This window comes from Actinocrinis sp. (assembly GCF_035605935.1).
Lineage (GTDB): Bacteria > Actinomycetota > Actinomycetes > Streptomycetales > Catenulisporaceae > Actinocrinis.
In genome coordinates, this window is the sequence record NZ_DATNGK010000312.1 from 1 (window position 1) to 18,508 (window position 18,508).

An 18,508-nucleotide genomic window follows, 5' to 3' on the forward strand; every position below is an offset into this window, starting at 1 on the left:
GAGATCGAGGCGGAAGACCAGCTGCCGTACCGCATCTGACCGCGTCGTCGAAGCCGCAGCGCATAGTTCCAAAACACGCGTTAGTCGAGACGGTCCGTCTCGCGCCGGTCTTCGCTCCACCGCGTCCGCAACGCTTCTGACGTCCCGTCAGGTATCGGTGCTGCTCACACTAGTTGCCGGTACGCGGTAGTCGGCCGTCAAGGATCAACTCCAGTAGTTGCTCAACCATCGCATCGTCGACCGCCAAACCGCGCACCAGGCTGCGGTAGAAGATCGCCCCGACGAAGAGGTCGATCACTGTCTCGATATCGACGTCCACGGGGAGCGCCCCGACCGCGGCGGCCTGGTGCAGTACCTCGCGAGCGGCGTCGCGGCGTGGCCGCAGGAACTGCCGCAGCCGGGCGGCGGTCGACGGATCGCGTGGAATGTCGGCGGCCAGTGCGGGCACGGTCGAACCGGCCGCCGAACCCGAGTACGTGTGTACCGCGGTCTGGATGGTGGCGCGCAGATCGGTGCGCGGATCCCCGGTATGCGGCGGCGGGGAGAGCGGCATCCCGTGCTCCATCGCCTCGATCACGAGGGCGCTCTTGGAGTTCCACCAGCGGTAGATCGTGGCCTTGCCGACGCCGGCCCGCGCGGCGACCCGCTCGATGCTCAGATCCTGATAGCCGATCTCGCCGAGCAATTCCACCGTGGCGTTCAGGATCGCCTGGTGGGTGTGCGGGTTGCGGGCCCGGCCGGTGGACGGCGGTGGACCCGAACTCGGCGGCTGGTTCGGCATCGCGGCTTGGGTGCCTTCTCGGGATGGCGCCGCGCCGACGGTCCTGGTTGTGGTGTTGGTCCTGGGGCGGACTGTGTAGACGGACCGTCTCGCAGAGCGATGGGGGTCAGACCAGAGTACCGGAGACTCGCGCGCGTGGTACCTGTGCGGACAGTCAAGATACCACCAAAGAAACGATACGTATCGTCTTGACAAGCTTGGTGGGCGGTGTCGTAATGCAGGTATGTGAGTCCAATGGTTCCGGTAAAGGAGGTGACTTTCATGGAACTCAAGGAACTGCGTGAGCAGCCGGTCGAGCTGCTGCCCGGCCGCGAGGCCCTGCACTACTTCAAGCTGACCATCGCCAGCGTCAACGCCTACAACACGGCGTTGGCCGCCAACGTGTTCTCCGGCGGCTCGAGCGCGACGGCGGTGGCCGTCCAGAGCATCAGCGTTGGGTGACCTATCGCCCTGACCGCGTGATCCCATCCAGTAAGCCAGTAAGGAAAACACATGAACGTCACCGAACTGCGCGAGCAGTCCGTAGCGCTCCTCCCCCGCCGGGAGGCGCTCGGCACCGTGACCGTCGCCTGGGTCAACGCCCACAACACGGCGGTCGCTCTGAACCTCGGCTCCTTCTGCTCCAGTGCCACGGCCGTCGCCGGGCAGAGCATCAAGATCGGCTAGCGGATCCCTCGGTGGCGGGGGCCGAACCCCGGCTCCCGCCACCGAACCGCCCTAGGCAAGGACCAGCGATGACCATCGCCGAGCCGCAGACCGAGACGCGAACGCGCGCTGAGTCCCCGGAAGAGGCCAGCTCTCGTGACGGGATCGAGCCCGAAGCCCGGGTGCTTGAGCAGACGGCGCAGGAAGCCGCGCAGGCCGGCCAAGCCGGGGTCGCGGCCGAATCCGCGGCCGAGGCCGAGCCCGCCGCGACCGCCGCGGCGATGGTGCCGAGGCCCGCCCCCGGCCTCGACTTCTTCGGCGAGTATCAAGGCTCCGGCTACGCGGAACCGCGCTACCTCGTGCGACGCGCCGACGGCCAGGTAGTCCAGCTGACCTTGCTGCTCGACCTGGTGCTACGCGGAATCGACGGGGCCAGCGACCTGTCCGCGATCGCGGACGAGGTGACCGCCGGCTTCGGCCGCGAGGTCACCGCCGAGAACGTCGCCTACCTCATTGAAAACAAGCTTCAGCCGGCCGGGCTCGTTCTGCCTGCGGACGGCCTCAAGACTCCGCTGCCGCGCACCGACCTGCTGCTCGCGCTGCGCGGCCGCGGCACCCTCGTCGGCGCACGCCAGGTCGGGTTCCTCGCACGAATGCTGGCCTGGCTGCACCGGCCGCTCATCGTCGCTGCGGTGCTGCTGGCCGCCATCGGCCTCGATGTCTGGCTGTTCGCCCTGCACGGGGCGGCCGGCCCGCTGCTCTCGGTGATCAAGCAGCCGCTGCTCATCGTCGTCGTGCTGAGCCTCGGCCTGGCGTCAGCGGTGTTCCACGAGTTCGGACACGCCTCCGCCTGCCACTACTCCGGCGCCCGGCCCGGCCGCATCGGCTTCGGCATCTTCCTGATCTGGCCCTCGCTCTACACGGACGTGACCGACGTGTACCGGGTCGGCCGGCGCGGTCGACTGCGCACCGACCTCGGCGGCGTCTACTTCAACACGATCTTCATCCTCGCCCTCGCCGGCTGCTACGCCGGGACCGGACGGCCGGTGTTCCTGGCCGCGATCCTGTTCGTGCACTTCGAGATCCTGGACCAGCTGCTGCCGGTGCTGCGCTTCGACGGCTACTTCCTGCTGGCTGATCTCGCCGGAGTGCCGGATCTGTTCGGCCGGATCCGCCCGATCCTGCGCGGCCTACTCCCAGCCGGCCCGCGCTCCTCCGGCTCGGGTGCCCAAGGCCGCGCCGCAGGCGGCTCAAGCGACCTGCGGCGCGGCGCGCGGGTGGCCGTGACCGCGTGGGTGCTGTTTACCGTTCCGCTGCTGCTCGGCGAGCTGGCCTGGCTGCTTTGGCATCTGCCCGCGCTAAGCCGCACGGAGATCGCCTCCGGCAGAGCGTTCGCCCGCGCGGTGCACGATGACGCCCTGAGCCACCAGTGGTCGCAGATGACGCTGGACGCGGTCGGCCTAGCGCTACTCGCGATTCCCGCGATCGGGCTGACCTGGCTGGCCGTCAAAGTGCTCATCCGCTGCGTGCGCCTGCTCGCCCACGCCACACATGCGCGTTGGGCGCACGTGAAGCGCGCTCATCCGAGGCACCGCGGACGGCACCGGCGCTGACTGCCGCTGACTCGAGCCGAACGCGCCGAAGAACCACCGAAAAGCACCGCACCGCCGACAAGCACCGTACCGCCGATAAGCACTGCACCGTCTAAACCGCAGCACCAGAAGGGAACAGCCATGAAACTCCGTCCGAAGCGGGCCGTGACCTTGGTCGCCGCGCTGGCCATGGGATTCAGCACCCTGATCGCCGGCGGCACCGCCCAGGCCGCCTCCGCGTCCAACTACGCGCACAGCAACGCCACCTCGGGCCATCGGCACGCCTTCGACGTGTCGTTCCAGGTGCGCCAGCTGTTCAGCAGCTCCATCAACGCCTCGAACGTCGCCGACGCCGACTCCAGCCACTGCACCGGCTGCCACAGCGTCGCCATCGCGTTCCAGATCATCGCCGACGGCAAGGTGCCGTCCTCGGTGAACGCGAGCAACTACGGCTCCGCGGTCAACGTGGACTGCGTCAACTGCCAGACCGTCGGCGTGGCCTACCAGTTCATCATGGCCAAGCCGACCGTGCTCAGCTGGTCCGACCAGCTCAAGCTGTGGCACATCGACGGTCAGCTGTGGTCGCTCTACTGGTCGAACGCCTCGGCGGACCAGATCGCGGGTCAGGTCAACTACCTGGCCGGTCAGGTCGAGAGCATCCTGGCCAACGCAGGACACGGCTACTGGCCGCTGGTGCACCACTTCGTCACCTTGCGCCACTGACAATGCTGACAGTCGGATCGTCGAACCCGAATCTGTCCTAAATCCCCGCGTCCGCCATTACGCGGGAGCAGGTTCCGCGCCGCGGGTAGCTGAAAAGCCGCCCGCGGCGCGGCCATATCTATCGGCCAATGCTCGTAGATGCTCAGCCAGCTCGGGCGCCTCGTCACGATCGAACTCGAACTCCCGGCCGAGCGCGCCGAGCCAGACCGCGAGCATCTCCACATCGTTGTTGCCCAGCACGACCGCGCAGGTCTCCTGGTCGACCGCTTCCACCGGACCGAGCGAGGGCGGTAGCCGGTCCGCTATGACTTCGGCTGGAGCGTGCACGGTGATCCGCACTCGGTACCGCCACGCGGCGGTCGACACGCCGCGGGCGACATAGCCGGCCAAGTCCTCGTCGGGCAGCTCGCGCGGAGTGAAACGCGGACCGGTCGGCACCCGCGGTTCGACCCGGTCCACCCGGTACGTGCGCCAGGCATCGCGCTGCACGTCCCAGGCGACTAGGTACCAACGCCGGCCCCAGTTGACCAAGCGATACGGTTCGACGTCGCGGCGACTCGCGGTCCCGTCGTGCGAGCGGTAGTCGAAGCGCAGCCGCTCCCGGTCCCGGCAGGCGACGGTGATCGTGGTCAGCACCTCCGCGGAGACCCGGGAGCCCTTGCGGTCCGGAGCCGGCGGAACCGCGACGGTGTAGCTCTGCAGGGTATTGATGCGACGGCGCAAGCGGTCCGGAAGAACCTGCTCCAGCTTCGCGAGTGCACGCAGCGCCGATTCCTCGATCCCGGCCACCGAGCCGACGGTCGCGGTACGCAGCCCGACCGCGACGGCGACCGCTTCCTCGTCGTCGAGCAGCAGCGGCGGCACGTTCGCTCCGGCCGCGAGCTTGTACCCCCCTACCGCCCCTCGCGTCGCGTTGACCGGATAGCCGAGATCGCGCAGCCGGCCAACATCGTTACGCACCGTTCGGGTGGTCACGCCGAGGCGATCGGCCAGCTCAGAGCCGGTCCACTCGCGCGGGGTCTGCAAAAGCGACAGTAGCCGCAGCAGTCGTGCCGAGGTCTCCAACATACAAACTATTCTGCCTGCACATTAGGAACCAAGTGTTCCTGATTGCGCGCGAAGCTTGAGGCATGGAAAACACAGCGAACCCAGCAGCCGTGCAGAGCGCGACATCGGAGGTCGTGATGACAAGTACCGAGACTGAGACCACGACCGGCGCAATCGACCCGGCCCCGGCCCACCGCTGGCTCGGCTTCTTCGCGGTCCTGGCCGCGCTCATCATGAACCTGCTGGACTCGACGGTCGTCAACGTCGCGGCGCCGTCGATCCGCAGGGACCTGGGCGCCTCCTACGCGGACATCCAGTGGATCGCCGCCGGGTACACCCTCGCCCTCGCCGTCGGCCTGATGACCGGCGGGCGGCTCGGCGACCTGTTCGGCCGGCGCAATATGCTGATGATCGGCGTCGCGGGCTTCGCGATCTCCTCGCTCGGCTGCGCCATCACGCCTAATCCGCAACTGCTCATCACGGCGCGCGTCGTGCAGGGCCTGTTCGGCGCGGTGATGATCCCGCAGGGCTTCGGGCTGCTGCGCGACCTGTTCCCGCCGCAGGAACTCGGCAAGGCGTTCGGCGCGCTCGGCCCGGTGATCGGCCTGTCCACCATCCTCGGCCCGGTCGTGGCCGGCACGCTGATCGACGCGAACCTGTTCGGCACCGGCTGGCGCATGGTTTTCGGCATCAACGTTCCGCTGGCGCTCTTCGCACTGCTCGCCGGTCTGAAGGCGCTGCCGCGCGGCGCGCGTTCCGGGCGGACCGTGCGGCTGGACGGTACGGGCGCGGTGCTGGCCGGGGTCGCGATGTTCCTGCTGGTCTACCCGCTGGTCCAGGGCCGCGAGCTGGGCTGGCCGTCCTGGCTCGCCGGGGTGGGCGCGGGCGCGATCGCGGCGTTCGCCCTGTTCGCCGCGCACCAGGCCCGCCGCACCCGCCGCGGCGTGAGCACGTTGGTCGAGTTCAGTGTCCTGACCAAGCGCTCGTACGCCGGCGGCACCCTGTTCACCCTGGTCTTCTTCGGCGCGATCGTCGGCTTCTCCCTGGTGACCGGCCTGCTGTTGCAGCTCGGCCTCGGCTACAGCCCGGTGCGCGCGGCGCTGGCCATGGTCTGGTGGGCGGTCGGCGCGTTCTTCGGCTCCGGCTTCGGCGCCACCATGATGCACAAGCTGGGCCGCCGGATCGTGCACCTGGGCCTGACCATCATGGCGGCCAGCCTGATCGGCCTGTACCTGGTGTTCGTGCACTCACACACCGGCCTGAGCGGCTGGAGCCTGGCTCCGGTGCTCGGCGGCTACGGCTTCGGCATGGGCATGATCTTCGTCCCGCTTTTCGACATCATCATGGGCGAGATCAGCGACCGCGAGATCGGTTCGGCCTCAGCGATCCTGGAGTCGCTGCAGCAGCTCGGCGCCTCGGTCGGCGTCGCGGGTCTGGGCACGGTGTTCTTCGGGATGATCGGCGCGCACGCCGGGACGGCTACCTTCTTCGCCGCCGCCGAGCGGGTCACCCTGATCACGCTCGCCCTGGTTGCCGCCGCCTTCGCGCTCGGCTTCCTCTTGCCGCGCCACGCCCGGCGCACGGGACACGGTTCGGCTGAGGGTCCGGTCGCCGCAGCCGCAGCTGAAGGCGGGGCTGAGGGCACCGCGTCCGTCGAGCTGGACGAACTCATCGAGCGGGAATCCGTGACCGTCTAAGCGGATCAGGCGCGGGCCTGCGTTTCCTTGGCCGCCGTAGCCAGTGCAGAATCAGTGCACTGGCTACGGCGGCCAACGCGCACCAGGTGGAGACGAACTCGGTTTGCCAGAGTACGTAGCAAACCAGCGCGCCTGCGGCGGTCACGAGTCCGAGCAGGCGGATCTCCGGCTGGTCGCTGACGAGCAGCGAACCGATGGTCGCGATGAGATAGCCGACGACTACCAATGCGCCAAAGGGAATCGGCTGAACGGCGTAACGCATCGTGTGACCGGCAGGCTCTGCGGATACCGGACCGGCAGCGATCACGTATCCGAGCACTGCCGAGACTGCCAAGCCGATCAGCACGAACGGTGCGATACGAAACCGGCTCCAGTGTGAGGCCGCAATCAATACTGCAAGCGGCACGAACGCGGGTAGCAGGGGAAAGGCGATCATCACCCACAGCAGCACCGCTGTACCGCCGATCGCATGAGTGTTAACGCCAGCGTCGGCCGCGTTATCGGCGTTGCGCCAGACCACAGACTCGATCAGCTGATGCACGCCCAGTAGCACGGGAAGCGCGGCCAGGGGCAGGTCGCGGGCTCGGCGAGTGCTCGCGATGCACAGCGCCCCGACCGCGGTGATCGCGCATCCTGCGACGAGGTCCGCGGTCGGGCTCCAACACATGGCGCTGTTTCCGTTCCTTGCCGACGTACTCTCGACGATCAGCCGCGGAGGGTCTCCAAGAGCCGCAGCCAGATCTCGCTCATCGTCGGGTACGAAGGCACGGCGTGCCAAAGCCGGTCGATCGGCACCTCACCCGCCACCGCGACTGTCGCGGAGTGCAGCAACTCGCCGACGCCGGAACCGACGAAGGTCACGCCGAGCAGGATTGCGCGATCCAGATCGACGACCATGCGGGCCTTACCCCGGTATCCGTCCGCGAAAAGCGATGCTCCGGAGACCTGGCCGAGGTCGTAGTCGACAACGCGCACATTGCCTCCCGCCCGGCGGGCCTCGTCCGCGGTCTTGCCGACCGACGCGACCTCCGGTTCGGTGAAGATGACCTGCGGCACCGCGGCGATGTCGGCCGTCGCCACGTGCGCGCTCCACGGCCGCAAATCAAGCGATTCGCCGCGCGCCAGCGCACCGATCGCCGCGCCCGCGATACGCGCCTGATACTTGCCCTGATGCGTCAGCAGGGCACGGTGATTCGCGTCGCCGACCGCGAACAACCAGTCGCCGTCCACGCCCTGCACCCGGCACGAGTCGTCCACCCGCAGCCAGGAGCCGGGCTCCAGGCCGATGGTCTGCAAACCCAGGTCACCGGTGCGCGGCGTGCGGCCGACGGCAAGAAGAACCTCGTCCGCTTCGATCTTCTGACCATCGTGCAGCAGCACACTGACCGGTCCATCAGGCGTCGGCCGATCGAGTCCGGTCACGCTGACGCCGGTGCGTACTTTGACGCCCGCGTCGCTCAGGCCGGCCGCGATCATCTCGCCGACGAAGGGTTCCATCCGCGGCAGCGGCGCCGACTCCCGGATCAGCAACGTCACCTCGGAGCCGAGCGCACGCCAGGCCGTGGCCATCTCGACGCCGACCACGCCGCCACCGACGATCACCAGCCGGCCGGGCACCTCCTTGGCGCTGGTCGCGTCGCGGCTGGTCCACGGCTTGGCCCGCGCGACGCCCGGCAGATCGGGGATGAGCGCGGCGCTGCCGGTGCACACCGCGACCGCGTGCCGCGCCGCCAATCGCCGTACGCCGCCGTCCGGCGTGTCGACCTCGACCCGGCGCGGCCCGGCGAGCCGTCCATGACCGCGCACCAGCACCGCGCCGATCGAATCAACCCAGCCGACCTGCCCGTCGTCCTTCCAGTGCGAAGTGAATTCGTCGCGACGGGCGAGCACCGCTGCGGCGTCGAGTTTCCCGGTCACCGCCTCGCGGGCACCGGCCACCGCTCGCGCCTCGGCCAGGGCGGCGACCGGCCGCAGCAGCGCCTTGCTCGGCATGCAGGCCCAGTAGGAGCACTCGCCGCCGACCAGTTCGCTCTCGATCAGGGCGGTGGTCAGCCCGGCGGCGCGGGTGCGGTCGGCGACGTTCTCACCGACCGGGCCGGCGCCGATCACGATGACGTCGAATACGTCCTCGGTTGGTGTGTTGGGTTCGGGCGCGGTATTGGATTCAGTCACGGTGTTGAACGACTCAGCGTTGGATTCAGACACACGCCAATCCTCCGCCCGGCGTACCGCGTGGTCCACTCAGCCCACGCCGCCGGGCCGCACGGCATGGCAGCGGTGCCCGTGGGGAAGGCCAGCGGCGTGGCTAAGAGCCCAAAAGCGTGGCGCGCCGTGGCCGCGTTCCTCCTGCTCGGCGCGCTCACCGGCTGCGGTACCCGACTGCCGGCCAGCGCGTTCAGCCAAGCTGCCGCCTCGCCGGCCAACGTGTTCATCGACGGCGTGTCCGCGACGCAGATCAAGGTCGGCATGATCGACTCGATCACCAGCGCCCTGGGCGTCGACGCCTTCTCTGGGCCCGGCTATGGAGCGCGCGCCTTCTTCGACGCGCTCAATGCCACGGGCGGCGTCAACGGCCGCAAGATCGTCGTCGACCAGTGCGATGACAGCGGAAGTGGCCTAGGCAACAAGCAGTGTGTGCACAAGCTGATCGACACGGACCACGTGTTCGCCTTTGCAGGAAACTCGATCCTCGAATACGCGGGCGCCGCGTACGTGAGCTCACAAGACGTGCCTGATGTCGGCGGGCAGCCGATTGGGCAGGCATACGACCAGTACCCGCACCTCTACGCCATCTACGGCTCGGACGAACCGCGTCAGGGCACAGTCGGTTGGAATGGCCGACTGTACGGGGGCACCGAGGTGTACGAGTACTTCAAGCAGCGGCTAGGCGCACACATCGCAGCCATCGTCGCGTACAACCAGCCCGACTCGGTCCGCTTCGCGCAATATACGGCGGCTGGCCTGCGCGCTGCGGGTTACTCCGTCGTCAGCGAGCAGGTGGATTTCGCGCTGCCGAACTTCGCGGCTACCGCGTCGGATCTCAAGGCTCGCGGAGTGCAGGTCGTCTTCGACGCCATCGACACCAGCGGCAACGGTCGCCTGTGCGCGGCGATCGATCAGGTCGGCCTCAGCCTCATCGCCAAGGTCACCACCGTGCAGAGCTGGGACCAGACTGTCGCGAGCACCTACTCCGCCGCGCCGCATTGCCGCAACGTGCTGTATGCGACGTCCTCCGACCGCAACTACGCGGACACGAAATATCCTGAGGTGGCGGCCTTCCGCGCCGCGATGCAGAAATATTTCCCGGACCGGCAGGACAAGCTCTCCATGTGGGAGCTGGAAGGCTGGGCGTCGGCACAGTGGCTGACTGACGCGGTCGCGTCCTGCGGTGCATCCGTTTCCCGTGCCTGCATCGAACAGTTCATGAATCGACCGCAAAAGTACGACGCGCACGGCCTGATTCTCCCGACCGACTTCGTGGTCTCGCAGCCGAAGTCGACGCAGAACGGCTGCCTCAACGTCGCGCGCTGGCAGGACTCTGCCGAGGGCGGGAAGGGCGGCTGGGTAACGCAGGTGCCGGATATGAACACGAACTGCTTTACCGGCCCGGTGATCTCATACGCACCCTAGGCATGCCTTAGCCACTCGAACCCTGCGTTAGTTCTGCGGCCTCGCCCGCAAAGACGATGCGGCCACGTTCCAGCCGCCAGACAAAGTCGGCAAACTCCGCCGCGCGACGCGTTACCGGGTCGGCGACGAGTACCGCGCAGTCCGGCGTAACCGCTGCGGCCAACGCTCCGAAAACGCGATCAGCCAACTCTGGCGCTATGCCCTGAACCGGCTCGTCGACGAGCAGCACGCGCCATCGGCTGCCGAGGGCGCTTGCGATTGCCAGCAATTGCCGCTGGCCACCAGACAGCGTCGCAGCTCGCTGCGAGAGCAGTGGCTCAAGCTCCGGGAAGAGCGCCAGCGCGTTCTCCAGACCTCGCTCCGGGTCGCCCCCGGCCAGCAGATTCTCCTTGACCGTCAGGCTTTGGAACACGTTCACGCCGGAGCGCACAACACGTAGACCCGATGCAGCACGACGCGTCGCGGACCATGACGTAGCGTCGGCGAGAGGTTCGCTTGCTTTCGTACGCGTCAGTTCTAGGCTCCCGCCCGCGCTGGTCGCCGTGCTCGCAGCCCCCGCGCACCAGTTCAGCAGCGTGGACTTCCCGGCACCGTTCGGGCCGACGAGTGCGGTAACGACTCCGAACGGAACCGCGAGGCCCACGCCGTGTAGGACCTCGATGCCGCCGTACCGCACGCGCACCTCAGAGCACCGCATGGCCACAGTCATAGCGCGGCCTTCGGCTGCACTGGCTCGCCACGGAGCCACGGAACCGTCAGCGCCGCGATTCCTACGATGATCGCGGAAGCCCCGGGAATGGCCGCGTCCGCTGCCACCATCCCGGCCGCCGCCAGGATCAGCGACGGCGCACTGGAAATGCCGACGGCCGTCGCCGCCGCCAACCAGATCAGGCCGCGTAGCGGATCGAAGTCGCTGGCGTCGAACGCCCCGGCCGCGTACACCCACAGCGCCCCACCGAACGCCGCCACCGCCGCGCCACCGGTGAAGACCAGGACCCGAATGCGTTCCACGTCGCCGCCGAGCATCCGGGCCGCCGGTTCGCTGTCCCGGGTCGCGGCAAGCCGCCGACCGACCCACCCCCGATCCAGCGGCAGCAGAGCGAACGCCACCGCGCCTAAACAGATCACCTCGGCCAGCAGGAACACGCGGTCGCCGGAAAGGTAACCGGGACGATGCGCGAACGGCGGCGTGAACAACGGCTGCTCGAACATGAACCGGCTCGCGGCAGTGGCCAGCGCGAGCGTGGTCAGCGCCAAGTGAAGGGGCCGTTTGCGCGCCACCGGCAAGGCGAAGAGCAAGCCGAGCAGCGCGCCGGCAGCCGCCGCCGCGATCAAGCCGAAGCGTGGCGTCCAAGCGGCCACTAGCGCGCCCGCGCCCACGAACGCGGTTTGCCCGAGCGAGACTAGGCCCACCGAACTGAGCGCGCGAAAGGAAAGCAGCACCACCGCGAGTGGCGGGATGAGCTGCGCGGTACCGATGTCCTGCGGTCGCAGCCACGCCGCCGCAACGCCTAGAGCGACGACCGGCCACCAGCCGCCAATGTGTTCGGCCAGCGTGCCCTTACGCGGCACGACCGATACGCGTTCCCGCGCTTCTTGGAAGGCTGGAGCCACCCACACCGCCACTAACAGCACCGCGACGAAGAGATTCGAGCGCACCGCAGCAAGCACTTCGCCGGGCCTGCCGCCGAGTTGCACACCGATCAGCTCGGCCTGGCCGATCCCGGTCGCCAGCGCCACCGCGATGGCGACCGCCGGATTGACCAGCCGCGCGGCCACCACGACACCCAGCGTCTCGAACAGCACCAACGTGAAGGTGACCGGGTCGAGCCGCAACTGCGCAGCGAGCAGCATTCCGGCCGCCGCCGCGAGCGTGCAGCCCACCGCCCAGCCCAACCGCCCGAGCCGCCGGGCCGGAAGACCGCTCAGCTCCGCTAAGCCACGATCGTCGACCACGGCCCGAATCGCCACGCCGAACGTGCGGCCGCGCGCAAGGAGCACCAAACCCGCGGCGACGACGGCCAACAGCCCGAGCTCGACCAAGACCCCAACCGGGACAGTCAGCCCGCCGAGCTGCACCGATCCGGCAGGTAGCAACGATGGCGCGTCCGTACGTGCTCCGGAGCCCCACACCGCTGTGGCGATGCCGACCAAAAGCACCGTGATGCCGAATCCGGCGGTGAGCTCAGCCGCCACCCCGGCGGCACGCTGCTGGAGCGGACGGAAGATCGCCGCGTCGATGAGCAACCCGAAAAGCGGAGCCGCAACCAGCAAGATCAGCACCACCGCGACCGCAGTCGGCATGCCCCAATCCCGTACGGCCGCGCGCAGCAGAAACGCGCCCATCATGCCAATCGCACCGAAGGCGACGTTAAGCACTCCGGTGACGCGGTACGTCGCGATGACGCCGAGCCCGGAGAGCCCGGCCACCGCACCGATCCCGAGTCCCGCGACCGCGAGTTGTCCGGCCCCCGCACTCATCGCTTCCGGCCTCGGGCCAACCAGCGCGCCGGGTGCCCGAGGCACACCGATGAGCGTATTTTCACGGCTTTCACGACCCCCACCTCGGCCGGATCCGTCCTCCGCACCTGGATGCCACGGTCTGCGCCCCCGCCTACGCGGCGGTGATCAGGTCTGGCTCGCAGATGGGGCAGGCGCGGCTCGGCGTCGAGCCTGAGCCGTCCCCGTCCAGCGGCACCTCGAAAGCCTCCGCCTTGCCGTCGAGTAGCGGACAGTCGCCGCGATGGAGGTAACTGCCGTCCGGCACGGCCCAAAGCCCATCGCGTCGAACCGTGCGCACCACGGCCACCCTGCCGCTGCGTCCGGTCGCCTCCGGCCGCCGCCGCGCCGCGATCAAGACCGCACCTGCGACGATCAGCGCCGCTCCCGGGATCGTGGCGGAGGCCAGATAGGGCAACTGCTGCGCTTCGGTGGGCTGCCCGGAGACCTGGTACCAGCCGACGATCTCCAGCCCGGCCCCCACGGCGGCCACCACCCAGCCGACATCGACACCGGGACCAAAGCGGACAACCACCGGCACCCCTCAACAAATTGGCCCAACCGCGCCATGATGGTATGGCAGAACCGTGTCGTGCGGGAGAGGCGGTAATCATGAGGCTCCTCGTCCGTATCCTCATCCCTTTGGCGGGTGTGGCGCTGTTAGCCGGGTGCGGCAGTTCCGGTAACAGCTCGTCCGCTTCGTCCTCCGCTTCCACCGGCGCGTCCGCCGCAGGCGGCCAGAGCGCCGACACCGCCGCGGTGACCCAGGTCTGGCAGTCCTTCTTCTCCAAGGACACCCCGATCAGCCAGAAGGAAACCCTGCTGCAGAACGGCACCACGACCATGAAACCGGCGCTGCAGGCCTTCGCCGCCGATCCGCGGGTCGGGCAGGCCAGCGCGACCGTGCAGAAGGTCACCTTCCCCGACGCGAACGACGCGGACGTGACCTACCAGATCGCGCTCAACGGCACGGTGATGATGGGCGGTATGGCCGGCAAGGCGATCAAGCAGAACGGTCAGTGGCTGGTCGCCGACAGCACGTTGTGCGGCCTGTTGCAGCTCGCCGCGGCCCAAGGGGGAGGCAGCTCCGGAGCGATTCCGGGCTGTTCATAGCACTTCATCGCGCAGCAATGCTGATCCTCGTCTAGCGACGGCTTCCGCGTCCTCCGTTCGGGGTCCTCCGTTCGGGTGAGTGGCCGGGAACCGTCGCCAGCCTGGCCGAACGCGGCCAGAGCCGGTCCCGGTTGTCCCTCGATCGAATGGTTGATCGTGGCAGTCCCCCTCCCCACGCTGCCCAGTCCGGCAGACTGGCCTCACCTGCTGTTCCGGGTGGGGCGAGTGGTCCGGCTCCGAATGCGCGGCTCCGTCCGCGCCGCCGACCGGAAGCTGACGAGACGTGCGTACGGTCGGGAGCCGAGCGGCGGGCACTTGGAGAGGACGCCACTACCCGTGTCATGGAAGCCCGACGCGCCGTCTGCGGCGTTGCCCGACCACGCTGTATTGCCTGATCACCCCGCCTTGCCTGATCACCCTGTCTTGCCTGGCCACGCCGTCCCGCGTCAGTCGACCCCGCAGGACTTCGCCGGTCTTCTGGGCGCGACCGTCCGTGACGGCGCCGCTTTGGACAGCACAGCCCTAGACACGGCGTTAGACAACCCAGCCTCAGACAACCCAGCCTTAGACGAGACTGCCGCGAGTAATCCCATGCTGAAGAACACCGCACTGCGCGAGCCCGGCTTCGACGAGTTCGGGGACGAGCTGACCGATGCGCTGCTGCAACCCGGTGGCGGTTATCCGTCCGGCGAACGGGTCGGCGCGCTGCTAGCCGCGGCCTTCGGCGCCGCACCCGGCGCGGTGGCGCTGGTGCGCGATCACGATCACCGGGTCGACTTCCTCAACCGCGCCTTCCGGGACGCCTTCGGCCTCTCGGACGGCGTCTGTGGTCCGCTGGCTGGGCTGGTCCCGCAATTCGAGCAGCTGGGACTGCTAGACGCGCTTGACCATGTCTACGCCACCGGCACCGTCTATACCGCGCCCGAGGTGCGCGTTAACGGATATGGCGCCGCCAAGCGGCCCGCCGTCCTTCGGGTGACGTGCTCGCCGGTGCATCAACCCGAGGGCGGCTCGGTTACCGGTGCACTCCTCAACATCATCGACTGCACTGACCAGGCCGCTGCCGTAGATCGGCTGCGCGCGGGGGAGCGGCGGCATCGGTATGCGGCGGTCGCCCTACAGCGTTCGCTGTTACCGCAGCGACTGTCTCAACCAGACGACCTGCGTATCGCGGGCGTTTATCTGCCGGGTGCGGCAGACCACCAGCTTGAGTACGCGCCGGACTTCTGGCGGCGCGGCAACGAACCCGGCGAATACCAGGTCGGCGGCGACTGGTACGACGTGATCCCGCTCGGCGGCGGACGCACCGCCTTCGTCATGGGCGACGTGATGGGCCGCGGGGTGCATGCCGCCGCGGTGATGGGCCAGCTGCGCGCCGCGGTGCGCGCTTACGCCGCGGCCAATCTGCCGCCAGGCGAGCTGCTGCTGCATCTTGACCGGCACGCGGCCGAACTCGAAGGCGTCGCCTACGCCGAGGGCTCGGCGACCGCGGGCGCCTGCGATTTCGGCGCGTTGGCGACTGCCGTCTACGCGGTCTACGACCCCGACGATCATGTGCTCACCTACGCCAGCGCCGGCCACCCGGCACCACTTCTGCGCTTGCCGGATGGCGCGGTCGTCGAACTCGACGCCGCCGGGGGCCCGCCGCTCGGCACCGGCGAATGGACCTGGCAGGAGGCCTGCATCGCGGTCCCGCCGGGCTCCTACCTGGCGCTCTTCACCGATGGATTGATCGAGCGGCGCGGTATCGACCTTGACGGCCAGCTCAGCCGGCTGCGCAAGATCCTGGCCGGCGCGCCGCAACTGGCCGCCCCGCGCTCGGCCGAACAGCACGCGCCGCGCCGGATCGGTCCGGTGGACCTGGTCCGGGACGAGTTGCTGGCCGGGATGGACCTGGCCGCCGACCATGACGACGACGTGGCGCTGCTGGTCGTGCATGTGCCGCGCTGGCAGGGAGAACGGGCCGAGCTGTTCCGCTCCGCCGGAATCGACCTGGTCGGCGGCACCGAGATCGCGGCGCACGCCCGTGCCTTCGCCTCCGGGGTGCTACGCAGCTGGCACGTGGGCGAGGACCTGTGTGACACCGGTGTGCTCGCGGTGAGCGAACTGGTGGCCAACGCGGCGATCCATGGCAGGCCGCCGGTGCGGCTCCGGCTGCGCCGCACCGACCGCAGGCTGATCGTGGACGTCTCGGACGGCGACGATCACCTGCCGCGGCGGCGGCTGGCCAATGACACCGACGAGGACGGTCGCGGGATCGGCATCGTCGCGGCGCTCGCATCCTCCTGGGGCGCGCGGCAACTGGACACCGGGAAGTCGGTGTGGTGCGAGTTCGCACTGCCGTCGGCCGCCATCAGCCCAGTCAGATGAGAATCCGCTCAGGTAAGAACCCAGTCAGATAAAACCAGTCCGACGAGCGACGCATGGTTTAGGTCAGCCAGTGAGTACATGATCCACGTGAAACAACGTCATCTGACGCGGTGTCAGCCCCAGGCCGGCTAGCTGAAGATCAGGTGCGCGACCTCGTACACCAGCGCCCCACACAGCGCGGCGGCCGGGATCGTCATGCACCAGGCGTACACGATGTTCTTCGCCACGCCCCAGCGCACCGCGTTCCTCCGCTTGGTCGCCCCCGCGCCCATGATCGAGCCGGTGATGATGTGCGTCGTTGAGACCGGCGCGGGATAGATGAACGCGGTGAAGTAGAGCACCAGTGAAGCCACTGTCTCGGCCGCGAAGCCGCGTGGCGGGTCCAGTTCGATGATGCGGCGCCCCAGCGTGCGCATGATCCGCCAGCCACCCGCGTACGTGCCCAGCGAGATGGACAGCGCCGCGCTCAGCAGCACCCACCACGGCACCGCGCTGCTATCGGTCGCGTGACCGCCGGCGATCAGCGCGAGCATCACCACGCCCATGGTCTTCTGCGCGTCCTGGATGCCGTGGCCGAGCGCCATCCCGGCGGCCGACACGGTCTGCGCCATGCGGAAGCCGCGGGTCACCGGGCCGGGCCGGCCGCGCCGGAACGCCCACAGGATGCCGATCATCACGGCGAAGGTCAGCAGGAAGCCGACCACCGGCGAGATCAGCATCGGCAGCACGACCTTGCTCCAGACCCCGTTCCAGTGCACGCTCAGCCCGGCCGCGAGGCCCACGCCCACCATGCCGCCGATCAGCGCGTGTGAACTGGAAGAGGGCAGGCCGAAGTACCAGGTGATCAGGTTCCACACGATCGCGCCGGCCAGCAGCGCGAAGACCACCACCAGGCCGCTCGTGCCGCGCGCCGGAGTGCCGATGATGCCCTTGACGATGGACTTGGTCACCCCGCCGCCGAGCTGGAGGCCGACGTAGGCGCCGACCAGGTTCATGATCCCCGCCATCACCAGCGCGACGCGCGGGGTCAGCGCCCGTGTCGACACCGAGGTGGCGATCGCGTTGGCGGAGTCGTGAAACCCGTTGGTGTAAGCGAAGCCGAGGGCGACCACGATGACCGCGATCAGGCCGAGCGTCTGCACGGTCTCAGGACTCCTTGACCGTGATCGTCTCGATCGCGTTGGCCACGTGCTCGAAGTTGTCCGCCGCGGTCTCCAGGTTCTCCACGATCTCCCGCAGCTTCATCACCGTGATCGCGTCGTACTCGCCGGAGAACAGGTGCGCGAGCAGCTTGCGGTAGACCTGGTCGGCCTGGTTCTCCAGTCGGTTGACCTCGATCCAGTACTCGGTCAGGTTCTTCATCGAGCGCAGCCGCGGCATCGCCTCGGCGGTCAGATCGGCCGCCCGCACCAGCACGTCCACCTGGTCGGCCACCCCCGGCGGCAGCGACTCCACCTGGTAGAGCGTGGCCAGGTCGACCGCCGCCTCCATGGCATCCATCACATCGTCGAGCCGGCCGGCGAGTTGATAAATGTCCTCCCGGTCGAAAGGCGTGATGAACGAGGAGTTCAACTGGCGGTAGATCGCGTGGGTAACTTCATCGCCAGCATGCTCCGCATCGCGCATCCGCTCGGCGATGACCACTCGCCCGGACTTGTCGGTGCCGAGCAGTTCGGTCAGGAGCGCGGCTCCGACGACCAGGTTGTCCGCGGCCTTCGCGAACAGGTCGTAGAAGCTCGGCTCCTTCGGGGTCAGACGCAGGCGCACAGGGGACTCCGGGCAGGGTGTGGGACGGGCTCTTCCCGCCCCGGAAGCCGGTCGGCGCGCATACCCCCGAAAATCGCGGGTCGCCGGACCGGCTGGAGCGGTGGTCCAGGAACTGCTCGGTTCCGTGACCACAAGGATGCTAGACGCTCCGGAGCCGTGATGCGCCCTGCGCGCCCATCCGCGCGCCGCTTGAGCGCTGAGTCGTGGTCTTCTGGTACCGCTGCGTGATCAAAACGCGTTGATCAGGCGGTCGCAAGCTATGTCAAACCGGTGCTAAACCGGCGAAATCGCGCAACCTGCCAATCCGGCTGTGCCGGAAAACGGGAACCGGAGCTTCAGCAAGACCTGGCCGGCTCGGGCGGGCGCAGGCCGAGCGCGGCGTCGATGTCCGCGCGGGAAAGCGGCTTGTCACTGCGCTGCGCCGCGATGATCAGCTCGGCGTAGAGCTCGATCTCGTCCAGCGCCACCCGGTCGTGCACAGAGGCGGCGCGCAGCGGCCGACCGTGGCCGTGGGTGTGCGCCGATTCGCGGCGCGGCGCCGGATCGTGCAGGGAAGCGGGGGTGTGCTGCGCCGTACGCAATCCGGTCACCTCCTTACCGTCATGGGTCATGGCGATCGCCGCGAGACGGAGTCCCCCGCGGTC

18 protein-coding genes are annotated in these 18,508 nt (G+C 68.6%); 8 read left to right on the top strand and 10 right to left on the bottom strand.

Annotated elements, in window-relative coordinates:
• Positions 1–169: 169 nt before the first annotated feature.
• Positions 170–781, bottom strand: coding sequence for a TetR/AcrR family transcriptional regulator (locus tag VN779_RS25330; RefSeq protein WP_325727696.1), 612 nt, complete (start codon positions 779–781; stop codon positions 170–172).
• A 261-nt stretch (positions 782–1,042) separates the two neighbouring features.
• Here VN779_RS25330 and VN779_RS25335 point away from each other — a divergent pair, with 261 nt between their 5' ends.
• The 4 genes from VN779_RS25335 to VN779_RS25350 all read left to right on the top strand — a co-directional run bounded on the left by VN779_RS25335 (position 1,043) and on the right by VN779_RS25350 (position 3,741).
• Positions 1,043–1,222, top strand: a complete 180-nt coding sequence (locus VN779_RS25335) for a hypothetical protein (protein ID WP_325727699.1) — start codon at positions 1,043–1,045, stop codon at positions 1,220–1,222.
• 51 nt (positions 1,223–1,273) lie between these two features.
• Positions 1,274–1,447, top strand: coding sequence for a hypothetical protein (locus tag VN779_RS25340; protein WP_325727701.1), 174 nt, complete (start codon positions 1,274–1,276; stop codon positions 1,445–1,447).
• 68 nt (positions 1,448–1,515) lie between these two features.
• Complete coding sequence (locus VN779_RS25345; protein WP_325727703.1) at positions 1,516–3,039, top strand: hypothetical protein; 1,524 nt, start codon at positions 1,516–1,518, stop codon at positions 3,037–3,039.
• 120 nt (positions 3,040–3,159) lie between these two features.
• Positions 3,160–3,741 carry a hypothetical protein gene (locus VN779_RS25350; protein ID WP_325727705.1) on the top strand — a complete coding sequence of 194 codons (582 nt, stop codon included), beginning with the start codon at positions 3,160–3,162 and terminating at the stop codon, positions 3,739–3,741.
• 57 nt (positions 3,742–3,798) lie between these two features.
• On the opposite strand, the gene VN779_RS25355 is transcribed toward VN779_RS25350, so the two are convergent.
• On the bottom strand, positions 3,799–4,809 hold the full coding sequence (locus VN779_RS25355) for a YafY family protein (RefSeq protein WP_325727707.1): 1,011 nt from the start codon (positions 4,807–4,809) through the stop codon (positions 3,799–3,801).
• A 116-nt stretch (positions 4,810–4,925) separates the two neighbouring features.
• Between VN779_RS25355 and VN779_RS25360 the strand changes: the two genes are divergently transcribed.
• Positions 4,926–6,485: an MFS transporter gene (locus VN779_RS25360; RefSeq protein ID WP_325727709.1), complete on the top strand. Its 1,560-nt coding sequence runs from the start codon at positions 4,926–4,928 to the stop codon at positions 6,483–6,485.
• Here the strand turns inward: VN779_RS25360 and VN779_RS25365 are convergent.
• Together VN779_RS25365 and VN779_RS25370 are read right to left on the bottom strand one after the other, a co-directional pair.
• A complete protein-coding gene (locus tag VN779_RS25365) occupies positions 6,457–7,152 on the bottom strand; it encodes a DUF6629 family protein (protein ID WP_325727711.1) in 696 nt (231 codons plus the stop codon). The two genes, VN779_RS25360 and VN779_RS25365, sit on opposite strands and share 29 nt — an antisense overlap.
• A 38-nt stretch (positions 7,153–7,190) precedes the next feature.
• Positions 7,191–8,657, bottom strand: coding sequence for an NAD(P)/FAD-dependent oxidoreductase (locus tag VN779_RS25370; protein WP_349260941.1), 1,467 nt, complete (start codon positions 8,655–8,657; stop codon positions 7,191–7,193).
• Between the two features lie 96 nt (positions 8,658–8,753).
• Between VN779_RS25370 and VN779_RS25375 the strand changes: the two genes are divergently transcribed.
• Complete coding sequence (locus VN779_RS25375; RefSeq protein ID WP_414639754.1) at positions 8,754–10,115, top strand: ABC transporter substrate-binding protein; 1,362 nt, start codon at positions 8,754–8,756, stop codon at positions 10,113–10,115.
• A 7-nt stretch (positions 10,116–10,122) separates the two neighbouring features.
• On the opposite strand, the gene VN779_RS25380 is transcribed toward VN779_RS25375, so the two are convergent.
• The 3 genes from VN779_RS25380 to VN779_RS25390 form a co-directional block, all read right to left on the bottom strand.
• On the bottom strand, positions 10,123–10,824 hold the full coding sequence (locus tag VN779_RS25380) for an ATP-binding cassette domain-containing protein (protein WP_325727717.1): 702 nt from the start codon (positions 10,822–10,824) through the stop codon (positions 10,123–10,125).
• Positions 10,821–12,641 (bottom strand): ABC transporter permease subunit, encoded by a 1,821-nt coding sequence (locus tag VN779_RS25385; protein WP_325727719.1) that lies wholly within the window; start codon positions 12,639–12,641, stop codon positions 10,821–10,823. The genes VN779_RS25380 and VN779_RS25385 overlap by 4 nt, the downstream gene beginning before the upstream one ends.
• An 88-nt stretch (positions 12,642–12,729) precedes the next feature.
• Entirely contained in the window at positions 12,730–13,149 is a 420-nt protein-coding gene (locus tag VN779_RS25390; RefSeq protein ID WP_325727721.1) for a hypothetical protein, read from the bottom strand.
• A 77-nt stretch (positions 13,150–13,226) separates the two neighbouring features.
• Between VN779_RS25390 and VN779_RS25395 the strand changes: the two genes are divergently transcribed.
• Both VN779_RS25395 and VN779_RS25400 read left to right on the top strand, forming a co-directional pair.
• On the top strand, positions 13,227–13,727 hold the full coding sequence (locus VN779_RS25395) for a hypothetical protein (protein WP_325727723.1): 501 nt from the start codon (positions 13,227–13,229) through the stop codon (positions 13,725–13,727).
• Between the two features lie 591 nt (positions 13,728–14,318).
• Positions 14,319–16,097, top strand: coding sequence for an ATP-binding SpoIIE family protein phosphatase (locus VN779_RS25400; RefSeq protein ID WP_325727725.1), 1,779 nt, complete (start codon positions 14,319–14,321; stop codon positions 16,095–16,097).
• 128 nt (positions 16,098–16,225) lie between these two features.
• Here the strand turns inward: VN779_RS25400 and VN779_RS25405 are convergent, their stop codons facing one another.
• The 3 genes from VN779_RS25405 to VN779_RS25415 all read right to left on the bottom strand — a co-directional run bounded on the left by VN779_RS25405 (position 16,226) and on the right by VN779_RS25415 (position 18,475).
• On the bottom strand, positions 16,226–17,239 hold the full coding sequence (locus VN779_RS25405; RefSeq protein ID WP_325727727.1) for an inorganic phosphate transporter: 1,014 nt from the start codon (positions 17,237–17,239) through the stop codon (positions 16,226–16,228).
• 4 nt (positions 17,240–17,243) lie between these two features.
• On the bottom strand, positions 17,244–17,864 hold the full coding sequence (locus VN779_RS25410; protein ID WP_325727729.1) for a DUF47 domain-containing protein: 621 nt from the start codon (positions 17,862–17,864) through the stop codon (positions 17,244–17,246).
• A gap of 335 nt (positions 17,865–18,199) precedes the next feature.
• Positions 18,200–18,475 carry a hypothetical protein gene (locus VN779_RS25415; protein ID WP_325727731.1) on the bottom strand — a complete coding sequence of 92 codons (276 nt, stop codon included), beginning with the start codon at positions 18,473–18,475 and terminating at the stop codon, positions 18,200–18,202.
• Between the last annotated feature and the right edge of the window lie 33 nt (positions 18,476–18,508).

What these genes read in the sequence shown, in the direction of transcription:
- VN779_RS25330 (WP_325727696.1), bottom strand. Translation starts at nt 781, where the DNA reads ATGCCGAACCAGCCGCCGAGTTCGGGTCCACCGCCGTCCACCGGCCGG.
- VN779_RS25335 (WP_325727699.1), top strand. Translation starts at nt 1,043, where the DNA reads ATGGAACTCAAGGAACTGCGTGAGCAGCCGGTCGAGCTGCTGCCCGGC.
- VN779_RS25340 (WP_325727701.1), top strand. Translation starts at nt 1,274, where the DNA reads ATGAACGTCACCGAACTGCGCGAGCAGTCCGTAGCGCTCCTCCCCCGC.
- VN779_RS25345 (WP_325727703.1), top strand. Translation starts at nt 1,516, where the DNA reads ATGACCATCGCCGAGCCGCAGACCGAGACGCGAACGCGCGCTGAGTCC.
- VN779_RS25350 (WP_325727705.1), top strand. Translation starts at nt 3,160, where the DNA reads ATGAAACTCCGTCCGAAGCGGGCCGTGACCTTGGTCGCCGCGCTGGCC.
- VN779_RS25355 (WP_325727707.1), bottom strand. Translation starts at nt 4,809, where the DNA reads ATGTTGGAGACCTCGGCACGACTGCTGCGGCTACTGTCGCTTTTGCAG.
- VN779_RS25360 (WP_325727709.1), top strand. Translation starts at nt 4,926, where the DNA reads ATGACAAGTACCGAGACTGAGACCACGACCGGCGCAATCGACCCGGCC.
- VN779_RS25365 (WP_325727711.1), bottom strand. Translation starts at nt 7,152, where the DNA reads ATGTGTTGGAGCCCGACCGCGGACCTCGTCGCAGGATGCGCGATCACC.
- VN779_RS25375 (WP_414639754.1), top strand. Translation starts at nt 8,754, where the DNA reads ATGGCAGCGGTGCCCGTGGGGAAGGCCAGCGGCGTGGCTAAGAGCCCA.
- VN779_RS25380 (WP_325727717.1), bottom strand. Translation starts at nt 10,824, where the DNA reads ATGACTGTGGCCATGCGGTGCTCTGAGGTGCGCGTGCGGTACGGCGGC.
- VN779_RS25395 (WP_325727723.1), top strand. Translation starts at nt 13,227, where the DNA reads ATGAGGCTCCTCGTCCGTATCCTCATCCCTTTGGCGGGTGTGGCGCTG.
- VN779_RS25400 (WP_325727725.1), top strand. Translation starts at nt 14,319, where the DNA reads ATGCTGAAGAACACCGCACTGCGCGAGCCCGGCTTCGACGAGTTCGGG.
- VN779_RS25415 (WP_325727731.1), bottom strand. Translation starts at nt 18,475, where the DNA reads ATGACCCATGACGGTAAGGAGGTGACCGGATTGCGTACGGCGCAGCAC.